Source organism: Streptomyces sp. BBFR51 (genome assembly GCF_044591655.1).
Taxonomy (GTDB): domain Bacteria; phylum Actinomycetota; class Actinomycetes; order Streptomycetales; family Streptomycetaceae; genus Streptomyces.
In genome coordinates this window covers 5,672,535-5,689,914 of sequence record NZ_CP172448.1, presented here as the reverse complement: position 1 = coordinate 5,689,914, position 17,380 = coordinate 5,672,535, and the positions used below count along the sequence as shown (strand labels likewise).

Here is a 17,380-nt window from a genome sequence, read left to right as displayed (position 1 = left end):
CTGCCCGGGACGGTTCGACCGTCTGACGCCTGGGTACGTCAACCCGGCGCGCGCTCTTCCGATTTGAGCCCGCCGACCCCCTAGCCACTGTGCGTGTTCGCGTGTTTACTATGAGTGACAGCACGGGGTTGGGGTCTCGGGGACAGGAAAGTTCGGAGCGCGATAACGTCACCGCTGAACCACGTATCGCGTTACCCCGAGGGGCGACCCTCGGCCCTGTAATGCTTGTACCACCTTGGAGGTGAGGGTGTCCCAGATCGCAGGCGAGCCCGCGACCCAGGACTTCGTCGAAGTCCGGCTGCCGGCCGCGGGTGCCTACCTGTCGGTGCTGCGTACGGCGACGGCCGGCCTCGCAGCTCGTTTGGACTTCACCCTCGACGAGATCGAGGACCTGCGCATCGCAGTCGACGAGGCCTGCGCGATCCTGCTTCAGCAGGCCGTGCCCGGCTCGGTGCTCAGTTGTGTCTTCCGCCTCGTCGACGACTCACTCGAAGTCACCGTCTCGGCGCCGACCACGGACGGCCACGCCCCCTCGCGGGACACCTTCGCGTGGACGGTGCTCTCCGCCCTCGCGGGCAAGGTCTCCTCCGCCGTGGACGAGGACAAAACCGTTTCGATCAGCCTCTACAAACAGCGCGGCGCGGGACCCGGGCCGACGTGAGGGACGGGGACGGGCCGGTGCGGGACGAAGAGCACGGCACACGGGAGCTGCCGGCCGAGGGCACACGCTCTCCTGACGAGGCGCGACGCATGGCGGACGGCATCGACGGCATCCCCGAGCAGGCCCGGCCGCATCCGGAGGACGAGACCTCGCCCGAGGCCGTCTCTCCGGGCGACGGGCAGCAGGGCGGGGACACCCCCGTCCGGCCCGTCCGAGCGGAGGCGAGGGCTCGGGAAAGGGCAACGGGCGGGACGATGAGCGAGCACGAGCGACACTCCGAGGGCCACACGCCGGGTGCACGGGGCACGCAGGGCACACGGCACGACCCGCAGGACCGCAGCGGGGCACGCCTCCTGTTCGCCGAGCTGCGCACGCTGACGAAGGAGAGCCCGGAGTACGCGGACCTGCGCAATCGGCTGGTCCGCATGCACCTGCCGCTCGTCGAGCACCTCGCACGCCGTTTCCGCAACCGCGGCGAGCCGCTGGACGACCTCACCCAGGTCGCCACCATCGGGCTGATCAAGTCGGTCGACCGCTTCGACCCGGACCGCGGGGTGGAGTTCTCCACGTACGCGACCCCCACGGTCGTCGGCGAGATCAAGCGGCACTTCCGGGACAAGGGCTGGGCGGTGCGCGTCCCGCGCCGGCTCCAGGAGCTGCGGCTGGCCCTGACGACGGCCACGGCGGAGCTGTCCCAGCTGCACGGCCGCTCCCCCACGGTCCACGAGCTGGCCGAGAAGCTGGCGATCTCGGAGGAGGAGGTCCTCGAGGGCCTGGAGTCGGCCAACGCGTACTCCACGCTGTCGCTGGACGTCCCGGACACCGACGACGAGTCCCCGGCGGTTGCCGACACCCTCGGCGCCGAGGACGAGGCCCTGGAGGGCGTCGAGTACCGGGAATCGCTCAAGCCGCTCCTTGAGGACCTGCCGCCGCGGGAGAAGCGGATCCTGCTGCTGCGCTTCTTCGGCAACATGACCCAGTCGCAGATCGCGCAGGAGGTCGGCATCTCGCAGATGCACGTGTCACGGCTGCTGGCCCGCACACTGGCCCAGCTGCGGGAGAAGCTGCTGGTCGAGGAGTAGCCGCCGGTCCGGTAACCCCCGGTGCCGGGCAGCGGTGGCCGCTCGGTCGGCTATTTCCCGGCGTTGCCGGGTCCTCGGATGCCGAGGGCCTGGGTGGTCGTGGGGTTGACGAGCAGCACCAGTGCCGCGACGGCCACGACACCGAGCACGATGCCGGTCGGGACGGCCAGGCTGTCGGCCCGCACCATGTTGAAGGCCACGGGCAGCGCCATGATCTGAGTGATCACGGCGGGCCCCCGGCTCCAGCCCCGTCGGGCGAGCAGCCCGCGGGCGGCGAGCAGCGGCAGCAGGGCGAGGACGATCAGCGTGACGCCGCCGGTGACGGCCGAGGTCCGGTCGTCGGGGTGGCCGGTGAGGCCCCCCACCAGCATCCAGGCGCCGCCGACGACGAGCGCCACCCCCTCCAGCGCGGCGAGCGCGGCCGCGGCGGTCAGCCGGCCGGGACGAGGGCCCGTCTCTTCGGCGGCTTCGGCGGCTTCGGGGGTGGGGGTCTGCTCACTGCTCACCCCTGCAGGGTAGCCCTCGGCGCACCGGCGCCCACCAGGGTGTAGGGCGTATCACGCGCGCCGTGTGCCGGGGGCGATCTCCACCTCGGTCTGGGCCGAGTACCACCCAGTAGGTACCCTGCAAACCATGCGTGCACTTCTCGTGGTCAATCCGGCGGCAACCACCACGAGTGCGCGTACGCGCGACGTGCTCATCCACGCGCTCGCGAGCGAGATGAAGCTGGAGGCGGTCACCACCGAGTACCGCGGCCACGCGCGCGACCTCGGCCGGCAGGCGGCGCAGAGCGACGACATCGACCTGGTGGTGGCCCTCGGCGGCGACGGCACGGTGAACGAGGTCGTCAACGGTCTGCTGCACGCGGGCCCCGATCCGGAGCACCTGCCCGGACTCGCGGTGGTCCCCGGAGGTTCCACCAACGTCTTCGCCCGCGCCCTCGGTCTGCCCAACCACGCGGTGGAGGCCACCGGCGCCCTGCTGGACGCGCTGCGCGAGGGCAGCCAGCGGACCGTCGGACTCGGCCTGGCGTCGGGTACGCCGGGCTCGGAGGACGAGGCGGTTCCGGCCCGCTGGTTCACCTTCAACGCCGGACTGGGATTCGACGCCGGCGTGGTGGGCCGGGTCGAGCAGCACCGCGAGCGCGGCAAGAAGTCGACCCACGCCCTCTACGTCCGCCAGGTGGTGCGCCAGCTCATCGGCGAGCCGCATCGCCGCAGCGGGACGATCACCCTGGAGCGGGCGGGCGAGGACCCGATCACGGATCTGGTGCTCTCCATAGTCTCGAACACGTGTCCCTGGACGTTTCTCGGCAACCGCCCGATCTACGCGTCGCCCGAGGCCTCGTTCGACACCGCGCTCGACGTCTTCGGCCTCAGCAGGCTCTCGACGGCCGCGGTTGCCCGGTATGGCACCCAGTTGCTCACTTCGTCCCCCGAGCGCGGTCCGCGGGGCCGGCACGCGGTCTCCCTGCACGATCTGACCGACTTCACCTTGCATTCGAAGGTGCCCCTGCCCCTCCAGATGGACGGTGACCACCTGGGGCTGCGGACCAGCGTGACGTTCACAGGCGTACGCCGTGCACTGCGTGTGATTGTGTGAGCAGAAGGGGCGAAAGTCCTTTCACTCGAACGTTTAGGCCAGGGTCCACCCCATGGAAGTACGGCTGTGACCTAGTCGACACCGAAGAATCAAAAAAAACTTTCCGGAAGGGGTTGTATCCGCCGCCGAGGTTTGCGAGTCTCTTCTTGGCGATCGGGACAGCCCGCAAGACCGGCATCCACAGATCACCGGAACCCCTCTTCAAACCACAGGACCACGCCAGGGAACCTGGCGCTAGGCCCTTCCCTTGTTGAGGGATTCGTGAAAGCGTTCACATTCACAAGCATCCCAGCATGTAATACCAAGGAGAGGTAGCAGCCATGGACTGGCGTCACCGCGCCGTTTGCCGCGAGGAAGACCCCGAGCTCTTCTTCCCCATCGGCAACACCGGTCCCGCGCTGCTGCAGATCGAGGAAGCCAAGGCCGTCTGCCGTCGCTGCCCTGTCATGGAGCAGTGCCTGCAGTGGGCGCTCGAGTCCGGCCAGGACTCCGGCGTCTGGGGTGGTCTCAGCGAGGACGAGCGCCGCGCAATGAAGCGCCGTGCCGCCCGCAACCGGGCTCGTCAGGCCTCCGCCTGACAACCCACCCCTACTGACAGCCTCAGCTTGGCGGCGCGTACAGCGAGTACGCAACCCCCGCTCCCGAGCCGCAGCGCGCAGTACCCCCGAGCGCATCGGACGATGCATCGCACGAGCACTGGCCTCGGACCTTCACCGGTCCGGGGCTTTTTGCTGTCCCAGGACGGGCTACTTCGCCGCGGGCACCGGGATGTCGAGGATCACCCTGGTGCCGCGCTCCGGGGCCAAGACCATGTCGAAGGTGCCGCCCAACTCGCCCTCCACCAGGGTGCGGACGATCTGCAGGCCGAGGTTGCCGGACCGGTGCGGGTCGAAGTCCTCGGGCAGACCGACACCGTCGTCCTGGACGGTGACCAGGAGCCGGGCCTCCTTGGCCGTCCCGCCACGGACCGCCGAGACCTCGACCGTGCCGGTGTCGCCGTCCCGGAAGCCGTGCTCCAGGGCGTTCTGCAGGATCTCGGTCAGCACCATCGACAGCGGGGTCGCCACCTCGGCGTCGAGGATGCCGAAGCGGCCGGTGCGCCGGCCGGTGACCTTGCCCGGCGAGATCTCCGCCACCATCGCCAGCACGCGGTCGGCGATCTCGTCGAACTCCACGCGCTCGTCCAGGTTCTGGGAGAGCGTCTCGTGCACGATCGCGATCGAGCCGACCCGGCGCACGGCCTCTTCCAGCGCCTCGCGGCCCCGGTCGGACTCGATGCGCCGGGCCTGGAGGCGCAACAGGGCCGCCACCGTCTGGAGGTTGTTCTTCACCCGGTGGTGGATCTCCCGGATGGTGGCGTCCTTGGTGATCAATTCGCGCTCACGGCGGCGCAGTTCCGTGACGTCGCGCAGGAGCACCAGCGAACCGATGCGCGTGCCCTTGGGCTTGAGGGGGATCGCGCGGAACTGGATCACTCCGTCGTGCGCCTCGATCTCGAACTCGCGCGGCGCCCAGCCGCTGGCCACCTTGGCGAGTGCCTCGTCCACCGGGCCCCGGGAGGGGGCGAGTTCGGCGGTGGTCCGGCCCAGGTGATGACCCACCAGGTCGGCGGCGAGGCCCATGCGGTGGTAGGCCGACAGCGCGTTCGGTGAGGCGTACTGGACGGTGCCGTCCCCGTCGACCCGGATCAGGCCGTCGCCGACGCGCGGCGAGGCGTCCATGTCGACCTGCTGGTTCTCGAACGGGAAGGCGCCGGCCGCGATCATCTGGGCGAGGTCCGAGGCGCTCTGCAGGTAGGTGAGCTCCAGGCGGCTCGGTGTACGCACGGTGAGCAGGTTGGTGTTGCGGGCGATGACCCCCAGGACGCGTCCCTGGCGTCGTACCGGGATGGACTCGACGCGGACCGGGACCTCCTCGCGCCACTCGGGATCGCCCTCGCGCACGATCCGGCCCTCGTCCAGGGCGGCGTCCAGCATGGGCCGCCGGCCGCGCGGGACGAGGTGGCCGACCATGTCGTCCTGGTACGAGGTGGGACCGGTGTTGGGCCGCATCTGGGCGACGGAGACGTAGCGTGTGCCGTCGCGGGTGGGCACCCACAGGACCAGGTCGGCGAAGGAGAGGTCGGAGAGAAGCTGCCACTCCGAGACCAGCAGATGGAGCCACTCGAGGTCGGAGTCGTCGAGTGCTGTGTGCTGGCGTACGAGTTCGTTCATGGAGGGCACGGGGCTGAGCGTACCTGGCGGTACGGACAGCGATCGAAACCAGCCAGTCTTCACCGCTCCCCCGCCCCCGACCCGGCCTCAACGGCCCCCGGAAACACCCGCGGGCCGCGGCGCCTGAGAGGGACCCTCAGCCCTCCCGGCACCGCAGCCCGGAGCAACATCGGCCGTGGGGTGTGCGGTCCCGGTCGGCCGAAGGATGAGGAGCCGGGGCAGTCAGGGCAGAGAGCTCCGGTTCCTCGGTCCACCCTCCTGTGCGGGGAGGGCGGAAGCCTGACGATCACTTTGCGTGAGCGGCGTGGTCAGTGCCTCAGTGACCATTGTGGACTAGACCACTAACCGTGTCCATGCGGTGGACGTTGTTTGTTGTTGGTGGCTTCTGACGGCCGTGCGGACGTCGAAGCAGCCGCCAGAAGCCTAACCCTGATGGCTCACACGCGGGGCCAGACCGCCAGGGCAATTTCCGCGAGTGCCTCCAGCTCCGCCCGGCTCGCACCATCGCGCGCCTGCTGGGACATGCCCTGGATCATCGCGCCGGTGTACCGGGCGAGGCCGGCGGCGTCGGTGTCCGGCGGCAGTATGCCCTCGGACACGTCGGCGCCGATCCGGCTCTCGATCGCGGCGATGTTGGCGTTGCGCCGCTCCCGCAGGGACTCTTCGACCTCGGCGGTCGAGCAGTTCGCGGCCGCGTGGATCACGAGGCAGCCGTGCGGCCGGCCGGGGGCGGTGTACTCGGCGGCGGCCTCGCGCAGCATCCTCTCTATGCCCGCGCGCGCGGTCGGCTCCTCGGCGAGGGCCCGATCGCCGAAGGCGCCGTAGCGCACGCCGTACTCCTGGACGACCTCCTCGAAGAGCGAGCGCTTGTCCCCGAAGGCGGCATAGAGGCTCGGGGCGCCGATGTCCATGACCCGCGTCAGGTCCGAGACGGACGTGGCCTCGTAGCCGTGCTCCCAGAAGGCCAGCAGCGCCGCCTCCAGTGCCGTGGCGCGGCCGAAGGACCGCGGGCGGCCGCGGGTCCTGCCCACGCCCGCACGGGCGGACGTCGCCGAGGACCGTCCGCTCTTCTCGCCGCTCTTCCGACCGCTCTTCTCGCCGCTCACCATGGAGTGCATTTTATAGCGGGCACTAGAGAAATGTCGCGGGACTGCTGTACGGTCATATCTGTAGCGACCACTAGCGAATGTGAAGGGGGCGTCGGGATGGGCGTGCTTGCGGGCAGGACGGCACTGGTCACGGGGGCGAGCAGGGGAATCGGGCGAGGGATCGCCGAGCGGCTCGGGCACGACGGCGCACGGGTCGGGGTGCACTACGGGAGGAACGAGGCGGCGGCGAAGGCGACGGTCGCAGCGATCGAGGCCGCCGGCGGCTCGGCCTTCGCGATCGGGGCGGACCTGCGCGTCCCGGGGGCCGCCGAGGCCCTGTGGGAGGAGTTCGACAGGCACGCCGACGGGCTGGACGTCCTGGTGAACAACGCCGGGATCGGCAGCACCCGACCCATCGGCGATATAGGGGAGGAAGAGTACGACGCGGTCTTCACGGTCAATGTGAAGGCGCCCTTCTTCATCCTCAAGCACGGCATGGGACGACTGCGCGACGGCGGCCGGGTCATCAACATCTCGTCGGGACTGGCCCGCACCGCGGCGATGCCGGACAACATGGCGTACGCGATGACGAAGGGCGCGCTGGACGTCTTCTCGCGCGACCTCTCCAAGGTGCTGGGCGCCCGCGGCATCACGGTGAACTCGGTGGCACCCGGCATCATCGACACGGACAACACGGCCGCGCTGCTGCACGGGAGCCCGGAAGGCTGGGAGCGGGCGGCGGCGCTCTCCGCGCTGGGTGGGGTGGGGGCCCCGGCCGAAGTGGCCGACGTGGTCGCGTTCCTCGCCTCGCACGGGGGCCGGTGGGTCACCGGAAGCTGGGTGGACGCGACGGGAGGTTCACTGACGTGACACCGACACCGTGACGCCAACACCGTGACCCCGCCACTCGCCTGACCGTTTCGCCGCGCCCGCGGGGCCCTGCTCTGTTAGATTGGTCTAAACCACATAGCCAGTCCCGGGCCCCGGGTGAGTCCTCTCTTCGAAACGGCAGGCCAGCGTGGAAGTTGTCATCGTTCCCGATGCCAAGGCGGGCGGCGAACTCATAGCCGAGGCCATGGCGCAGTTGCTCCGGCGCAAGCCCGACGCCCTGCTCGGGGTGGCCACCGGCTCGACGCCGCTGCCCGTGTACGAGGCGCTGGCGGCCAAGGTGCGCTCGGGTGCCGTGGACACCGCGCGGGCACGGATCGCCCAGCTCGACGAGTACGTGGGGCTGCCCGCGGAACACCCCGAGTCGTACCGCTCCGTGCTGCGGCGCGAGGTGCTCGAGCCGCTGGGGATCGGCATGGACGCGTTCATGGGCCCCGACGGGACGGCCGCGGACGTGCAGGGCGCGTGCGAGGCCTACGACCGGGCGCTCGGCGGAGCCGGCGGGGTCGACCTCCAGCTGCTGGGCATCGGCACCGACGGCCACATCGGCTTCAACGAGCCGTGCTCCTCGCTCGCCTCGCGGACGCGGATCAAGACGCTGACCGAGCAGACCCGCGTCGACAACGCGCGCTTCTTCGACGGCGACATCGAGCAGGTGCCGCACCACGTGATCACGCAGGGCATCGGCACCATCCTGGAGGCCCGGCACGTGGTGCTGCTCGCCACCGGCGAGGGCAAGGCGGACGCGGTCGCCGCGAGCGTCGAGGGTCCGGTCGCGGCCGTGTGCCCGGCCTCCGCGCTGCAGCTGCACCCGCACGCCACGGTCGTCGTCGACGAGGCCGCCGCCTCCAAGCTGAAGCTCGCCGACTACTTCCGGCACACCTACGCCCACAAGCCCGACTGGCAGGGCATCTGACCCCCGACGGGACCCCCGACGGCCCCTCCCCCGCCTCGACGACACACCGAAGGCGCCGACCCCGCTGCGGGGTCGGCGCCTTCGGTGTGTCGTCGACGGGCTGGTCAGGCGCCCGCGATGGCCTCCGCCGCCGCCAGTCCGCAGACGCGGGCCGCGCCGTGGGTGGCCAGGTGGACGGCGCCGCGGGGCTCGGCACGTGGGACGCCCATCTCGACGACGATCGTGTCGGGCCGGGCCGCCAGCAGGACGTCGAGGGCCGCCGCCATCCAGGGGTGGCGGTGCTCGTCGCGGACGACGGCGACGATCCGGCGTGAGCCGGCCGCGGCCAGCGCCTCGTTCCCGGCGTCCGCTCCGCTGAAGCTGCCGGTCTCGGTGCCCGGGAGCAGGCGGAACAGCTCGGCGGCGATGCCCCAGGGGGTCTCGTCGCCGACCGCGATGTTCGCCACCGGGGTGAGGGCGGCGACGTACGGCGGCTCGGTGAGCGGGGTGAACTCCTCGGCGACGGTGACGCGCAGGGCGCGGCGGGCCGCGCGCAGGCCCACGTCGCCGTCCACGGCGTCCCCGGTCCGGGCGTCCGTCCGGTGCGCCGCGGTCCAGCCGGCCAGGGCCCGGACGCGTGCCGCCGCGTCGGCCAGACGCTCCTCGGGCAGCTCGCCCGTGCGGACGGCCTCGACCAGTGCGTCGCTCAGCCGCCGTACGGTGCCCTCGTCGGACAGCCCGCCGCCCACGCAGATCGCGTCGGCACCGGCCGCGATGGCCAGGGCGGTGCCGCGTTCGATGCCGTAGGTGCCGGCGATGGCCTTCATCTCGATGCCGTCGGTGACGATGAGCCCGTCGTAGCCCAGCTCGCCCCGGAGCAGGTCGGTCAGGATCCGCCGGGACAACGTTGCCGGACGGTCCGGGTCCAGGGCCGGGACCAGGATGTGGGCGCTCATCACCGCGCGGCTGCCGGCCGCGATGGCCGCGCGGAACGGGACCAGGTCGCGTGCCGCCAGCACGTCGAAGTCCACGTCGATGAGCGGCACGGCGTGGTGGGAGTCGATGCCCGTGTCGCCGTGGCCCGGGAAGTGCTTGGTGCAGGTGGCCACGCCCGCGGACTGCATGCCGGTGACGTAGGCGGCGGTGTGCCGGGCGACCAGGTCGGTGCCGGCGCCGAAGGAGCGCACCCCGATGACCGGGTTGTCCGGGTTGGAGTTCACGTCGGCGGACGGGGCCCAGTTGAAGTCGACGCCCGAGGCGGCGAGCCGGCGGCCCAGTTCCGCGGCCACCGCCCGGGTGAGGCCGACGTCGTCCACCGCGCCGAGGGCGTGGTTGCCGGGGAAGGAGGAGCCGGTGCGCACCTCGAGCCGGGTGACGTCACCGCCCTCCTCGTCGATCGCGACCAGCACGTCCTCGCGCTCGGCGCGCAGCTGTGCGGTCAGGGCCGCCACCTGCTCGGGCGAGGTGACGTTGCGCCCGAACAGGGCGACGGACGCCAGTCCCTCGCCGAGCCGGCGCAGCAGCCAGTCGGGGGCGGTGGTGCCGGTGAAGCCGGGCTGGAGGACGGTGAGCGCGTCACGCGTGAGGGTGTCGGTGGCCCTGGCGATGGTCGTCATGGGTGGCGTTATCCCTTCACGGCGCCGGCGGTCAGGCCGCTGACGGCCTTGCGCTGGAGGAAGACGAAGAGGATGAGGATCGGGATCGCGAACAGGGAGGAGGCGGCCATGGTCGCACCCCAGTCGTCGCCGAACTGGGTTTGGAAGCTGGACAGCCACAGAGGCAGCGTCTGGGCCTCGGCGTCCTTGTTGAGCACCAGGACCAGGGCGAACTCGTTCCACGCGGTGATGAAGCCGAACAGCGAGGTGGACATCAGACCCGGCGCGAGCAGCGGCAGGATGACCCGGCGGAACGCCTGCGCGCGGGTGCAGCCGTCGACCATCGCCGACTCCTCCAGCTCCTTGGGCACCGCGGCGACGAAGCCGCGCAGCGTCAGGATGGTGAAGGGCAGGATCATCATCATGTAGAAGAGGGTCAGCGGCACCAGGCTGTTCAGCATCGACGCGTCCCGCACGATCAGGTACATCGCGATGATCATGACTTCCCAGGGCGCCATCTGGGCCAGCATGAAGCCGATGACGAAGCCGCGCCGCCCCTTGAAGCGCATCCGCGCCAGGGCGAAGGAGCCGGCCAGTGCGATCACCAGCGAGAAGACCACGGCGAGGACGGTGACCGTCAGCGAGTTGGTGACGTACGTCCAGAAGTGGTCGACGTCGGTCGCGGTCTTGAAGTGTTCGAAGGTGATCTCGGTCGGGAACCAGACCGGGTCCTCCGAGAGGATGTCGCCGGTCGGCTTGAGGGCCGTGGCGAACATCCAGTACACGGGGAAGACGAATCCGATGAACAGGACGACGGCCGTGACGTTGGGCCACAGGCGGCCGAAGAGCGAGCGCTTCACAGCTCGTCCTCCCCTTGCTTGAGCACGATCCTGAGGTAGTAGGCGGTCAGGCCGAGCAGGATCAGGATGGTCAGCACCGCGATCGCCGCGCCCATGCCGTAGTGCTGGTTGCCGACACCCTCGACATAGGCGTAGACGGGCAGGATCTCCGTGAGCCGGTCCGGGCCGCCCTCGTTGATGAGGTAGACCTGTACGAACGCCTTGAAGACCCAGATGACTTCCAGGAACGTCGTGGCATAGAGGAACGGCCGCAGGAAGGGCATGGTGACCGTGGTGAAGCTCCGCCAGGCACCGGCGCCGTCGAGGGACGCGGCCTCGTAGAGCTCCTTCGGGATGGTGGTGGTCGCCGCGTAGAGGTTGATGGCGACGAACGGGATGGACATCCACACGATCAGCAGAGTGACGACGAAGAACGTCGACATCTGGCTGCTGGTCCAGCTGTAGTCGGCCATGGAGTGCCAGCCGAGCTTGTCCAGGACCCAGTTGACGACGCCGAAACGCTGGGCGAACAGCCACTTGTAGACGGTGGTGGCGGCCACGATCGGCATCGCCCAGGCCAGCACCAGGCCCAGCAGCAGGGTGAACCGCATCCGCTTGCCGAGGCGGGCGAGCAGCAGGCCGATCAGAGTGCCGAGAACCATGATCAGGGCGACGTTGACCGCGGTGAAGGCGATCGAGCGGAGGGTGACCCGCCAGAAGTCCTCGCTGGTGAGGGTCTCCTTGTAGTTGTCGACCCCGTTCCACTCGGTGACATGCTGGATCAGCTGTCCCATGTTGAGGTTCTGGAAGGACAGCAACACGTCCTTCACCAGCGGCCAGCCGAGCAGCAGCACGGTGGCCGCGCAGGCGGGCAGCAGCAACAGGTACGGGGTGAGCCCGCCGGCACGGGACGCGGCTCTCTTCGCCGCCCCGCCGGATGCCCCGCCGTCCGCCTTGCGGACGTCCGCCGGGCCCGAGGGCGGCCGTTCGGTCTGCACGGTCATGCTCGCGTTCTCTCTTCTCGACCTGTGTACGTCGACCCGCGTACGGTCGCCGGGGCGGGGCCGTCGTACGGCTGCCCCGCCCCGGCCGACCCGGTGTTACTGCTGCTGCGACAGGCGCTTGTTGAACTCGCCCTCGACCTGCTTGGCCGCCTCGGCCGGGGACTTCCCGTTCAGCACGGCGGTCATGTAGGTCTTGATCGGGTTGGGCGGGTTCTCGACCGCGGCCCACTCCGGGATCAGCGGCGTGGTGCCACCGCCGGCGGCGGCGGGCGCGGCGGCCTCCGCGGCGGCGTTGCCCTTCAGGTTGCTCTGCAGCGCGTCCTTGTTGGGGATGACGCCGTTGGCCTTGGCCAGCGCGCCCTCGTTCTTGTCGGACAGCGCGATCTTCAGGAACTCCTTGGCGAGGTCCTGCTTCTTGCTGCCCGCGGCGACGGCGAGGTTGGAGCCGCCGAGGAAGACGCCCTCGGGCTTGTCGGCGCTCGCACCCGGGATGGTGAAGTAGCCGAGGTCCTTCTCGATCGCCGGGTTGGCCTCGATGGCGATGCCGGCTTCCCAGCCCATGCCGATGAAGGCGCCGGTCTTGCCCTTGGCGAAGACCTCACCCTGCTGCGGGGTGGCCTCGTCCTTGTCCTTGGGCGCCTTGGAGAGAGACTGGAACTTCTTGTAGGTCTCCATCGCGGCGGTGATCTTCGGGTCGTCGAGGTTGGAGACGTACTTGTCGCCGTCCTTCTTGACCAGTTCGGCACCCTCGCCGATCGCGAGGCCGACGAAGTGGTACCAGTTCTGGCCCGGCAGGTAGATCGGCTCGGCGTCGGTCTTCTCACCGATCGTCTTGAGGTCGTTGTAGAACTCGTCGCGGGTCTTGGGAAGCTCCTTGATCCCCGCGTCCGCCCAGACCTTCTTGTTGTAGACGACCACACGGTTGACCACGAACCACGGCGCCGCGTACTGCTTGCCGTCGAACACGGACGACTCGTTGAGGGAATCGGACCAGTCCGCGCCGATCGAGCTCTTCAGGTCGGCCAGGTCGGCGAGGCCGCCGGTCTTCGCGTAGGCGGGCGTCTGGGTGTTGCCGATCTCGAAGACGTCCGGCGGGTTCTCCTCGGACAGGGCGGTGGTCAGCTTCTGCTGGATGCCGTTCCACTGCTGGACCTCGAACTTGACCTTGGCCTTGGTCTTCGTCTCGAACTCCGCGGCGACGTCCTTCTGCCATCCGTCCGGCGAAGACCCGTCCATCACCCACACCGTGAGCGTCTCGCCGGCGTAGCCGTCGGCTCCGGCCTTCTTGCCGTCGTCGTCGCTGTCGCCCCCGCATGCCGCGATCGAGACCATCATGCCCGCGATACCGATCGCGGCTATCAGCTTGCGCTTCACGCCACCCTCCTCAGGGATGCCACAAAACCCCCCTGCCTCCCCGCGGTTGCTCGTCGACGCGGACCGCCCATGGGGCCGGGACCTGGACCAATGGTGTAGACCAGTACGGGGAGCTTGGCCCAGACCAATAGGCCTGTCAAGGGTGTTCAAACTCAGTCCGGCCGTCCGTGATGGGACCGAGATATGCAGGGACCTTTCATTGCGCAAGCCACAGATCGGGCGGACCGGGACCGGGTGTACCACCACCCGCCGAACGATGTGCCCGAACGGCTGCGAACGCGCGTACCAGCGACGCCCAACCCACCTGTGGACTAGACCAAGGGGGACCTCGGAGGTATACAGAAGGGATCACGGAGCGTGCGGGGCCATCCCGGCACGAAGCCGTGCCACGATGTGAGCCGTGGCCGACAGGGATAGTGGTCGCTTCGGCACCCGGAGCCGGGAAGGCAGAGCATGAGCACCGACGTCAGCAGTGCGGAGAACGAGGGTGGGGCGACCGTCCGTACCGCGCGCGTGCCCAAGTACTACCGTCTGAAGAAGCATCTGCTCGACATGACCCGGACACAGACACCGGGCACGCCGGTCCCGCCGGAGCGCACTCTGGCCGCCGAGTTCGACACCTCGCGCACGACCGTGCGCCAGGCCCTTCAGGAACTGGTCGTCGAGGGCCGCCTGGAGCGCATCCAGGGCAAGGGCACCTTCGTCGCCAAGCCCAAGGTGTCGCAGGCGCTGCAACTCACCTCGTACACCGAGGACATGCGGGCGCAGGGGCTCGAACCCACCTCGCAGCTGCTGGACATCGGCTACATCACCGCCGACGACCGGCTCGCCGGACTGCTGGACATCACCGCCGGCGGCAGGGTGCTGCGCATCGAGCGGCTGCGCATGGCCAACGCCGAGCCGATGGCCATCGAGACCACCCACCTCAGCGCGAAGCGCTTCCCCGCCCTGCGCCGCTCCCTGGTGAAGTACACCTCCCTCTACACCGCGCTCGCCGAGGTGTACGACGTCCATCTCGCCGAGGCCGAGGAGACCATCGAGACCTCCCTGGCGACCCCGCGCGAGGCCGGCCTGCTCGGCACCGACGTGGGCCTGCCGATGCTGATGCTCTCCCGGCACTCGCAGGACCGCACGGGACAGCCGGTGGAGTGGGTTCGCTCGGTGTACCGGGGCGACCGCTACAAGTTCGTGGCCCGCCTCAAGCGTCCCCAGGACTAGGACATATCCGGCACATCTCCGGTCATTCCACCTCGCGCGCGGGCGCGAAGTTGCAGTTGAGGACCGATATACGGACGAGGTCTTCCGCTGTCTTGACACCGTCACCTACATTTTCGTGCGCACTGCACGAGGTGATCAGCGAGGGGACGGAGCCGCCGCATGTCAGAAGACACAGAAGTGAGCAGAGAGCCGGTGGTGACGCCGGTGCGCGTCGTCATCGGCCTCTGTCTCGTCGCACCGTTCGTCGCCATGCTGTGGGTCGGCTCGTACACGAAGACGGACCCGACCTTCATCGGCATCCCGTTCTTCTACTGGTACCAGATGGCGTGGGTGCTGATCTCCACCACGCTGACGGTGACCGCGTACAAGCTGTGGCAGCGCGACCAGCGCGGGCGTGCCGCCCACACCGCCGCCGCCCACTCCACCCCGAAGGGCGGTGAGTCGCGATGAACGACGGCGTGAACGGCGTCGCACTCGCCGTCTTCATCTTCTTCTTCGTGGCCGTCACCGCCATGGGCTTCCTGGCCGCCCGCTGGCGCCGGGCCGCGGACGAGCAGAGCCTCGACGAGTGGGGCCTCGGCGGCCGCTCGTTCGGCACCTGGGTCACCTGGTTCCTGCTGGGCGGCGACCTCTATACGGCGTACACCTTCGTGGCCGTCCCCGCGGCGATCTACGCGGCGGGCGCGGCCGGCTTCTTCGCGGTGCCGTACACGATCCTGGTCTACCCGCTGATCTTCACCTTCCTGCCCCGCCTGTGGTCGGTCTCGCACAAGCACGGGTACGTGACGACCTCGGACTTCGTGCGCGGCCGGTTCGGCTCGAAGGGGCTGTCGCTGGCGGTCGCCGTCACCGGCATCCTGGCGACGATGCCGTACATCGCGCTCCAGCTGGTCGGCATCCAGGCCGTGCTGGACGTGATGGGCGTCGGCGGCGGCGAGGACACCAACTGGTTCGTCAAGGACCTGCCGCTGCTGATCGCCTTCGGCGTGCTGGCGGCGTACACCTACTCGTCGGGGCTGCGCGCGCCCGCGCTGATCGCGTTCGTGAAGGACACGCTGATCTACATCGTGATCGCGGTGGCGATCATCTACATCCCGATCAAGCTGGGCGGCTTCGACGACATCTTCGCGTCGGCGAGCGACAAGTTCGCCGCGTCGGGCAAGGGCGGAGTGGTGCCGGACGCGGGGGGCCAGTGGACGTACGCGACCCTGGCGCTCGGCTCGGCGCTGGCACTGTTCATGTACCCGCACTCGATCACCGCGACGCTGTCCTCGCGCAGCCGTGAGGTGATCCGCCGCAACACCACGATCCTGCCGCTGTACTCGCTGATGCTGGGTCTGCTCGCGCTGCTGGGCTTCATGGCGATCGCGGCCGGGGTCAAGGTGGACAACGGGCAGCTGGCGATCCCGCAGCTGTTCGAGAACATGTTCCCGGACTGGTTCGCCGGTGTGGCCTTCGCGGCCATCGGTATCGGTGCCCTGGTCCCGGCGGCGATCATGTCGATCGCGGCCGCGAACCTCTTCACCCGCAACATCTACAAGGACTTCATCAAGCCGGACGCCACGCCGCAGCAGGAGACGAAGGTCTCCAAGCTGGTGTCGCTGCTGGTGAAGGTGGGCGCGCTGATCTTCGTCCTGGGCATGGACAAGACCGTCGCGATCAACTTCCAGCTGCTCGGCGGCATCTGGATCCTGCAGACCTTCCCGGCCCTGGTCGGCGGCCTGTTCACCCGCTGGTTCCACCGCTGGGCGCTGCTCGGCGGCTGGGCGGTCGGCATGGTCTACGGCACGGTCGCCGCCTACGGGGTGGCCTCGCCGACGCAGGCGCACTTCGGCGGCTCCTCCGACGAGATCCCCGGCATCGGCGAGATCGGCTACATCGGCCTCACCGCCTTCGTGCTGAACGTCCTGGTCACCGTGGTCCTGACCTTCGTCCTGCGAGCGGTCAAGGCACCCGACGGCATCGACGAGACCAAGCCGGGCGACTACACGGCGGACGCCGGCGACGCGGGCGTCCAGGTGGAACTGCCGCCGGCCACGGCGGGCAGCTCGCACTAGGCACACCCTGCGCAGCGGGCCGTCGGAGAAATCCGGCGGCCCGTTGTCGTACTCATGGGGCACACTCGGCGTCATGGACTTCGTGATCCGGCAGGCGACGGCCGAGGAGTACGACCCCCTCGGCGAGATCACCGCGCAGGCCTATCTGCGCGACGGCCTCCTCGACTTCGGGGAGAGCGACGTGTACCTCGGCGAGCTGCGTGACGTGGCCAAGCGGGCGGCGGCCGCCGAGGTGCTGGTCGCCGCGGCGGACGGCCGGGTGCTCGGCGGGGCGACCTTCGTGCCGTCCGGCGGCCCCATGGCGGACATCGCCCGGTCCGGCGAGGCCGAGATACGCATGCTCGCCGTCGCCCACGACGCACGCGGACGCGGGGCCGGCGAGGCTCTCGTACGGGCCTGCGTCGACCGGGCGAGGACCGTCGCGGGCTGTACCGGCATCGTGCTGTCGACCCAGCGCACCATGCGCACCGCCCACCGCCTCTACGAGCGTCTGGGCTTCACCCGCACACCCGACCGCGACTGGAATCCGCTGCCGGAGCTGGACGACGTCACTCTCCTCACCTACCGACTGACGCTCTGACACCGGCTCGCCGCGCCATCCGGACACAACATCTGGGGGTGCTGGCGGAGCCCGGCACAAGATGTATGCTCATGCTCGCTGTCGTCGCAGGGGAATCCGGTGCGAATCCGGAACTGTCCCGCAACGGTGTACTTGTGCGTGTTCGCGTATCCGTGTTTCCCACGTGAGCGCGCACTGGCTTCAGTCCGAGGACCTGCCGACAGTGTGCCCGGCCGTCCCGGTCCGGGTGCCATGACGTCCGGGCCTCGTGGAGTGGGCCGGTGGATGCGACGCCGCGTGCGCTC

At 69.7% G+C, this 17,380-nt stretch carries 17 protein-coding genes and 1 riboswitch; of the genes, 10 read left to right on the top strand and 7 right to left on the bottom strand.

The features are described 5' to 3' along the window. Nucleotides 1-247: 247 nt before the first annotated feature. The gene (locus tag ACGH7X_RS26160; protein WP_003973726.1) at nucleotides 248-661 is read left to right on the top strand and encodes an anti-sigma regulatory factor; all 414 of its coding nucleotides are present in this window, start codon (nucleotides 248-250) and stop codon (nucleotides 659-661) included. Nucleotides 662-678: 17 nt separating this feature from the next. Then, nucleotides 679-1,743, top strand: coding sequence for a SigB/SigF/SigG family RNA polymerase sigma factor (locus ACGH7X_RS26155; RefSeq protein WP_399888680.1), 1,065 nt, complete (start codon nucleotides 679-681; stop codon nucleotides 1,741-1,743). A gap of 50 nt (nucleotides 1,744-1,793) precedes the next feature. On the opposite strand, the gene ACGH7X_RS26150 is transcribed toward ACGH7X_RS26155, so the two are convergent. Next, nucleotides 1,794-2,249: a hypothetical protein gene (locus tag ACGH7X_RS26150; RefSeq protein ID WP_399888677.1), complete on the bottom strand. Its 456-nt coding sequence runs from the start codon at nucleotides 2,247-2,249 to the stop codon at nucleotides 1,794-1,796. Nucleotides 2,250-2,376: 127 nt separating this feature from the next. Between ACGH7X_RS26150 and ACGH7X_RS26145 the strand changes: the two genes are divergently transcribed. Together ACGH7X_RS26145 and ACGH7X_RS26140 are read left to right on the top strand one after the other, a co-directional pair. After that, nucleotides 2,377-3,345 (top strand): diacylglycerol/lipid kinase family protein, encoded by a 969-nt coding sequence (locus ACGH7X_RS26145; RefSeq protein WP_399888674.1) that lies wholly within the window; start codon nucleotides 2,377-2,379, stop codon nucleotides 3,343-3,345. A 320-nt stretch (nucleotides 3,346-3,665) separates the two neighbouring features. Continuing rightward, on the top strand, nucleotides 3,666-3,923 hold the full coding sequence (locus tag ACGH7X_RS26140; protein ID WP_003973730.1) for a WhiB family transcriptional regulator: 258 nt from the start codon (nucleotides 3,666-3,668) through the stop codon (nucleotides 3,921-3,923). Nucleotides 3,924-4,091: 168 nt separating this feature from the next. Here the strand turns inward: ACGH7X_RS26140 and ACGH7X_RS26135 are convergent, their stop codons facing one another. Both ACGH7X_RS26135 and ACGH7X_RS26130 read right to left on the bottom strand, forming a co-directional pair. After that, nucleotides 4,092-5,558 carry a sensor histidine kinase gene (locus tag ACGH7X_RS26135; protein WP_399897360.1) on the bottom strand — a complete coding sequence of 489 codons (1,467 nt, stop codon included), beginning with the start codon at nucleotides 5,556-5,558 and terminating at the stop codon, nucleotides 4,092-4,094. A 437-nt stretch (nucleotides 5,559-5,995) separates the two neighbouring features. Beyond that, on the bottom strand, nucleotides 5,996-6,676 hold the full coding sequence (locus ACGH7X_RS26130; protein WP_399888671.1) for a TetR/AcrR family transcriptional regulator: 681 nt from the start codon (nucleotides 6,674-6,676) through the stop codon (nucleotides 5,996-5,998). Between the two features lie 87 nt (nucleotides 6,677-6,763). Between ACGH7X_RS26130 and ACGH7X_RS26125 the strand changes: the two genes are divergently transcribed. Next, the gene (locus ACGH7X_RS26125) at nucleotides 6,764-7,516 is read left to right on the top strand and encodes an SDR family oxidoreductase (protein ID WP_399888668.1); all 753 of its coding nucleotides are present in this window, start codon (nucleotides 6,764-6,766) and stop codon (nucleotides 7,514-7,516) included. A 148-nt stretch (nucleotides 7,517-7,664) separates the two neighbouring features. Then, the gene (gene nagB, locus ACGH7X_RS26120; protein ID WP_226025261.1) at nucleotides 7,665-8,450 is read left to right on the top strand and encodes a glucosamine-6-phosphate deaminase; all 786 of its coding nucleotides are present in this window, start codon (nucleotides 7,665-7,667) and stop codon (nucleotides 8,448-8,450) included. Between the two features lie 104 nt (nucleotides 8,451-8,554). On the opposite strand, the gene ACGH7X_RS26115 is transcribed toward nagB, so the two are convergent. The 4 genes from ACGH7X_RS26115 to ACGH7X_RS26100 all read right to left on the bottom strand — a co-directional run bounded on the left by ACGH7X_RS26115 (nucleotide 8,555) and on the right by ACGH7X_RS26100 (nucleotide 13,241). Then, entirely contained in the window at nucleotides 8,555-10,045 is a 1,491-nt protein-coding gene (locus tag ACGH7X_RS26115; protein ID WP_399888665.1) for a glycoside hydrolase family 3 protein, read from the bottom strand. Between the two features lie 8 nt (nucleotides 10,046-10,053). Then, nucleotides 10,054-10,884 (bottom strand): carbohydrate ABC transporter permease, encoded by an 831-nt coding sequence (locus ACGH7X_RS26110; RefSeq protein WP_399888662.1) that lies wholly within the window; start codon nucleotides 10,882-10,884, stop codon nucleotides 10,054-10,056. After that, complete coding sequence (locus ACGH7X_RS26105; RefSeq protein ID WP_399888659.1) at nucleotides 10,881-11,867, bottom strand: carbohydrate ABC transporter permease; 987 nt, start codon at nucleotides 11,865-11,867, stop codon at nucleotides 10,881-10,883. The genes ACGH7X_RS26110 and ACGH7X_RS26105 overlap by 4 nt, the downstream gene beginning before the upstream one ends. Nucleotides 11,868-11,963: 96 nt before the next feature. Beyond that, nucleotides 11,964-13,241: an extracellular solute-binding protein gene (locus ACGH7X_RS26100; protein ID WP_399888656.1), complete on the bottom strand. Its 1,278-nt coding sequence runs from the start codon at nucleotides 13,239-13,241 to the stop codon at nucleotides 11,964-11,966. 453 nt (nucleotides 13,242-13,694) lie between these two features. Here ACGH7X_RS26100 and ACGH7X_RS26095 point away from each other — a divergent pair, with 453 nt between their 5' ends. The 4 genes from ACGH7X_RS26095 (at nucleotide 13,695) to ACGH7X_RS26080 (ending at nucleotide 17,096) form a co-directional block, all read left to right on the top strand. Continuing rightward, nucleotides 13,695-14,459 (top strand): GntR family transcriptional regulator, encoded by a 765-nt coding sequence (locus ACGH7X_RS26095; RefSeq protein ID WP_217167591.1) that lies wholly within the window; start codon nucleotides 13,695-13,697, stop codon nucleotides 14,457-14,459. A 159-nt stretch (nucleotides 14,460-14,618) separates the two neighbouring features. Continuing rightward, nucleotides 14,619-14,909, top strand: coding sequence for a DUF3311 domain-containing protein (locus tag ACGH7X_RS26090; RefSeq protein ID WP_399888652.1), 291 nt, complete (start codon nucleotides 14,619-14,621; stop codon nucleotides 14,907-14,909). Beyond that, the gene (gene mctP / locus ACGH7X_RS26085; RefSeq protein ID WP_399888650.1) at nucleotides 14,906-16,516 is read left to right on the top strand and encodes a monocarboxylate uptake permease MctP; all 1,611 of its coding nucleotides are present in this window, start codon (nucleotides 14,906-14,908) and stop codon (nucleotides 16,514-16,516) included. Before ACGH7X_RS26090 ends, mctP begins: the two co-directional genes overlap by 4 nt. Before the next feature lie 73 nt (nucleotides 16,517-16,589). After that, nucleotides 16,590-17,096, top strand: coding sequence for a GNAT family N-acetyltransferase (locus ACGH7X_RS26080; protein WP_399888647.1), 507 nt, complete (start codon nucleotides 16,590-16,592; stop codon nucleotides 17,094-17,096). Between the two features lie 90 nt (nucleotides 17,097-17,186). Further along, a riboswitch (cobalamin riboswitch) is annotated at nucleotides 17,187-17,290 on the top strand. The last annotated feature ends 90 nt before the right edge of the window (nucleotides 17,291-17,380 follow it).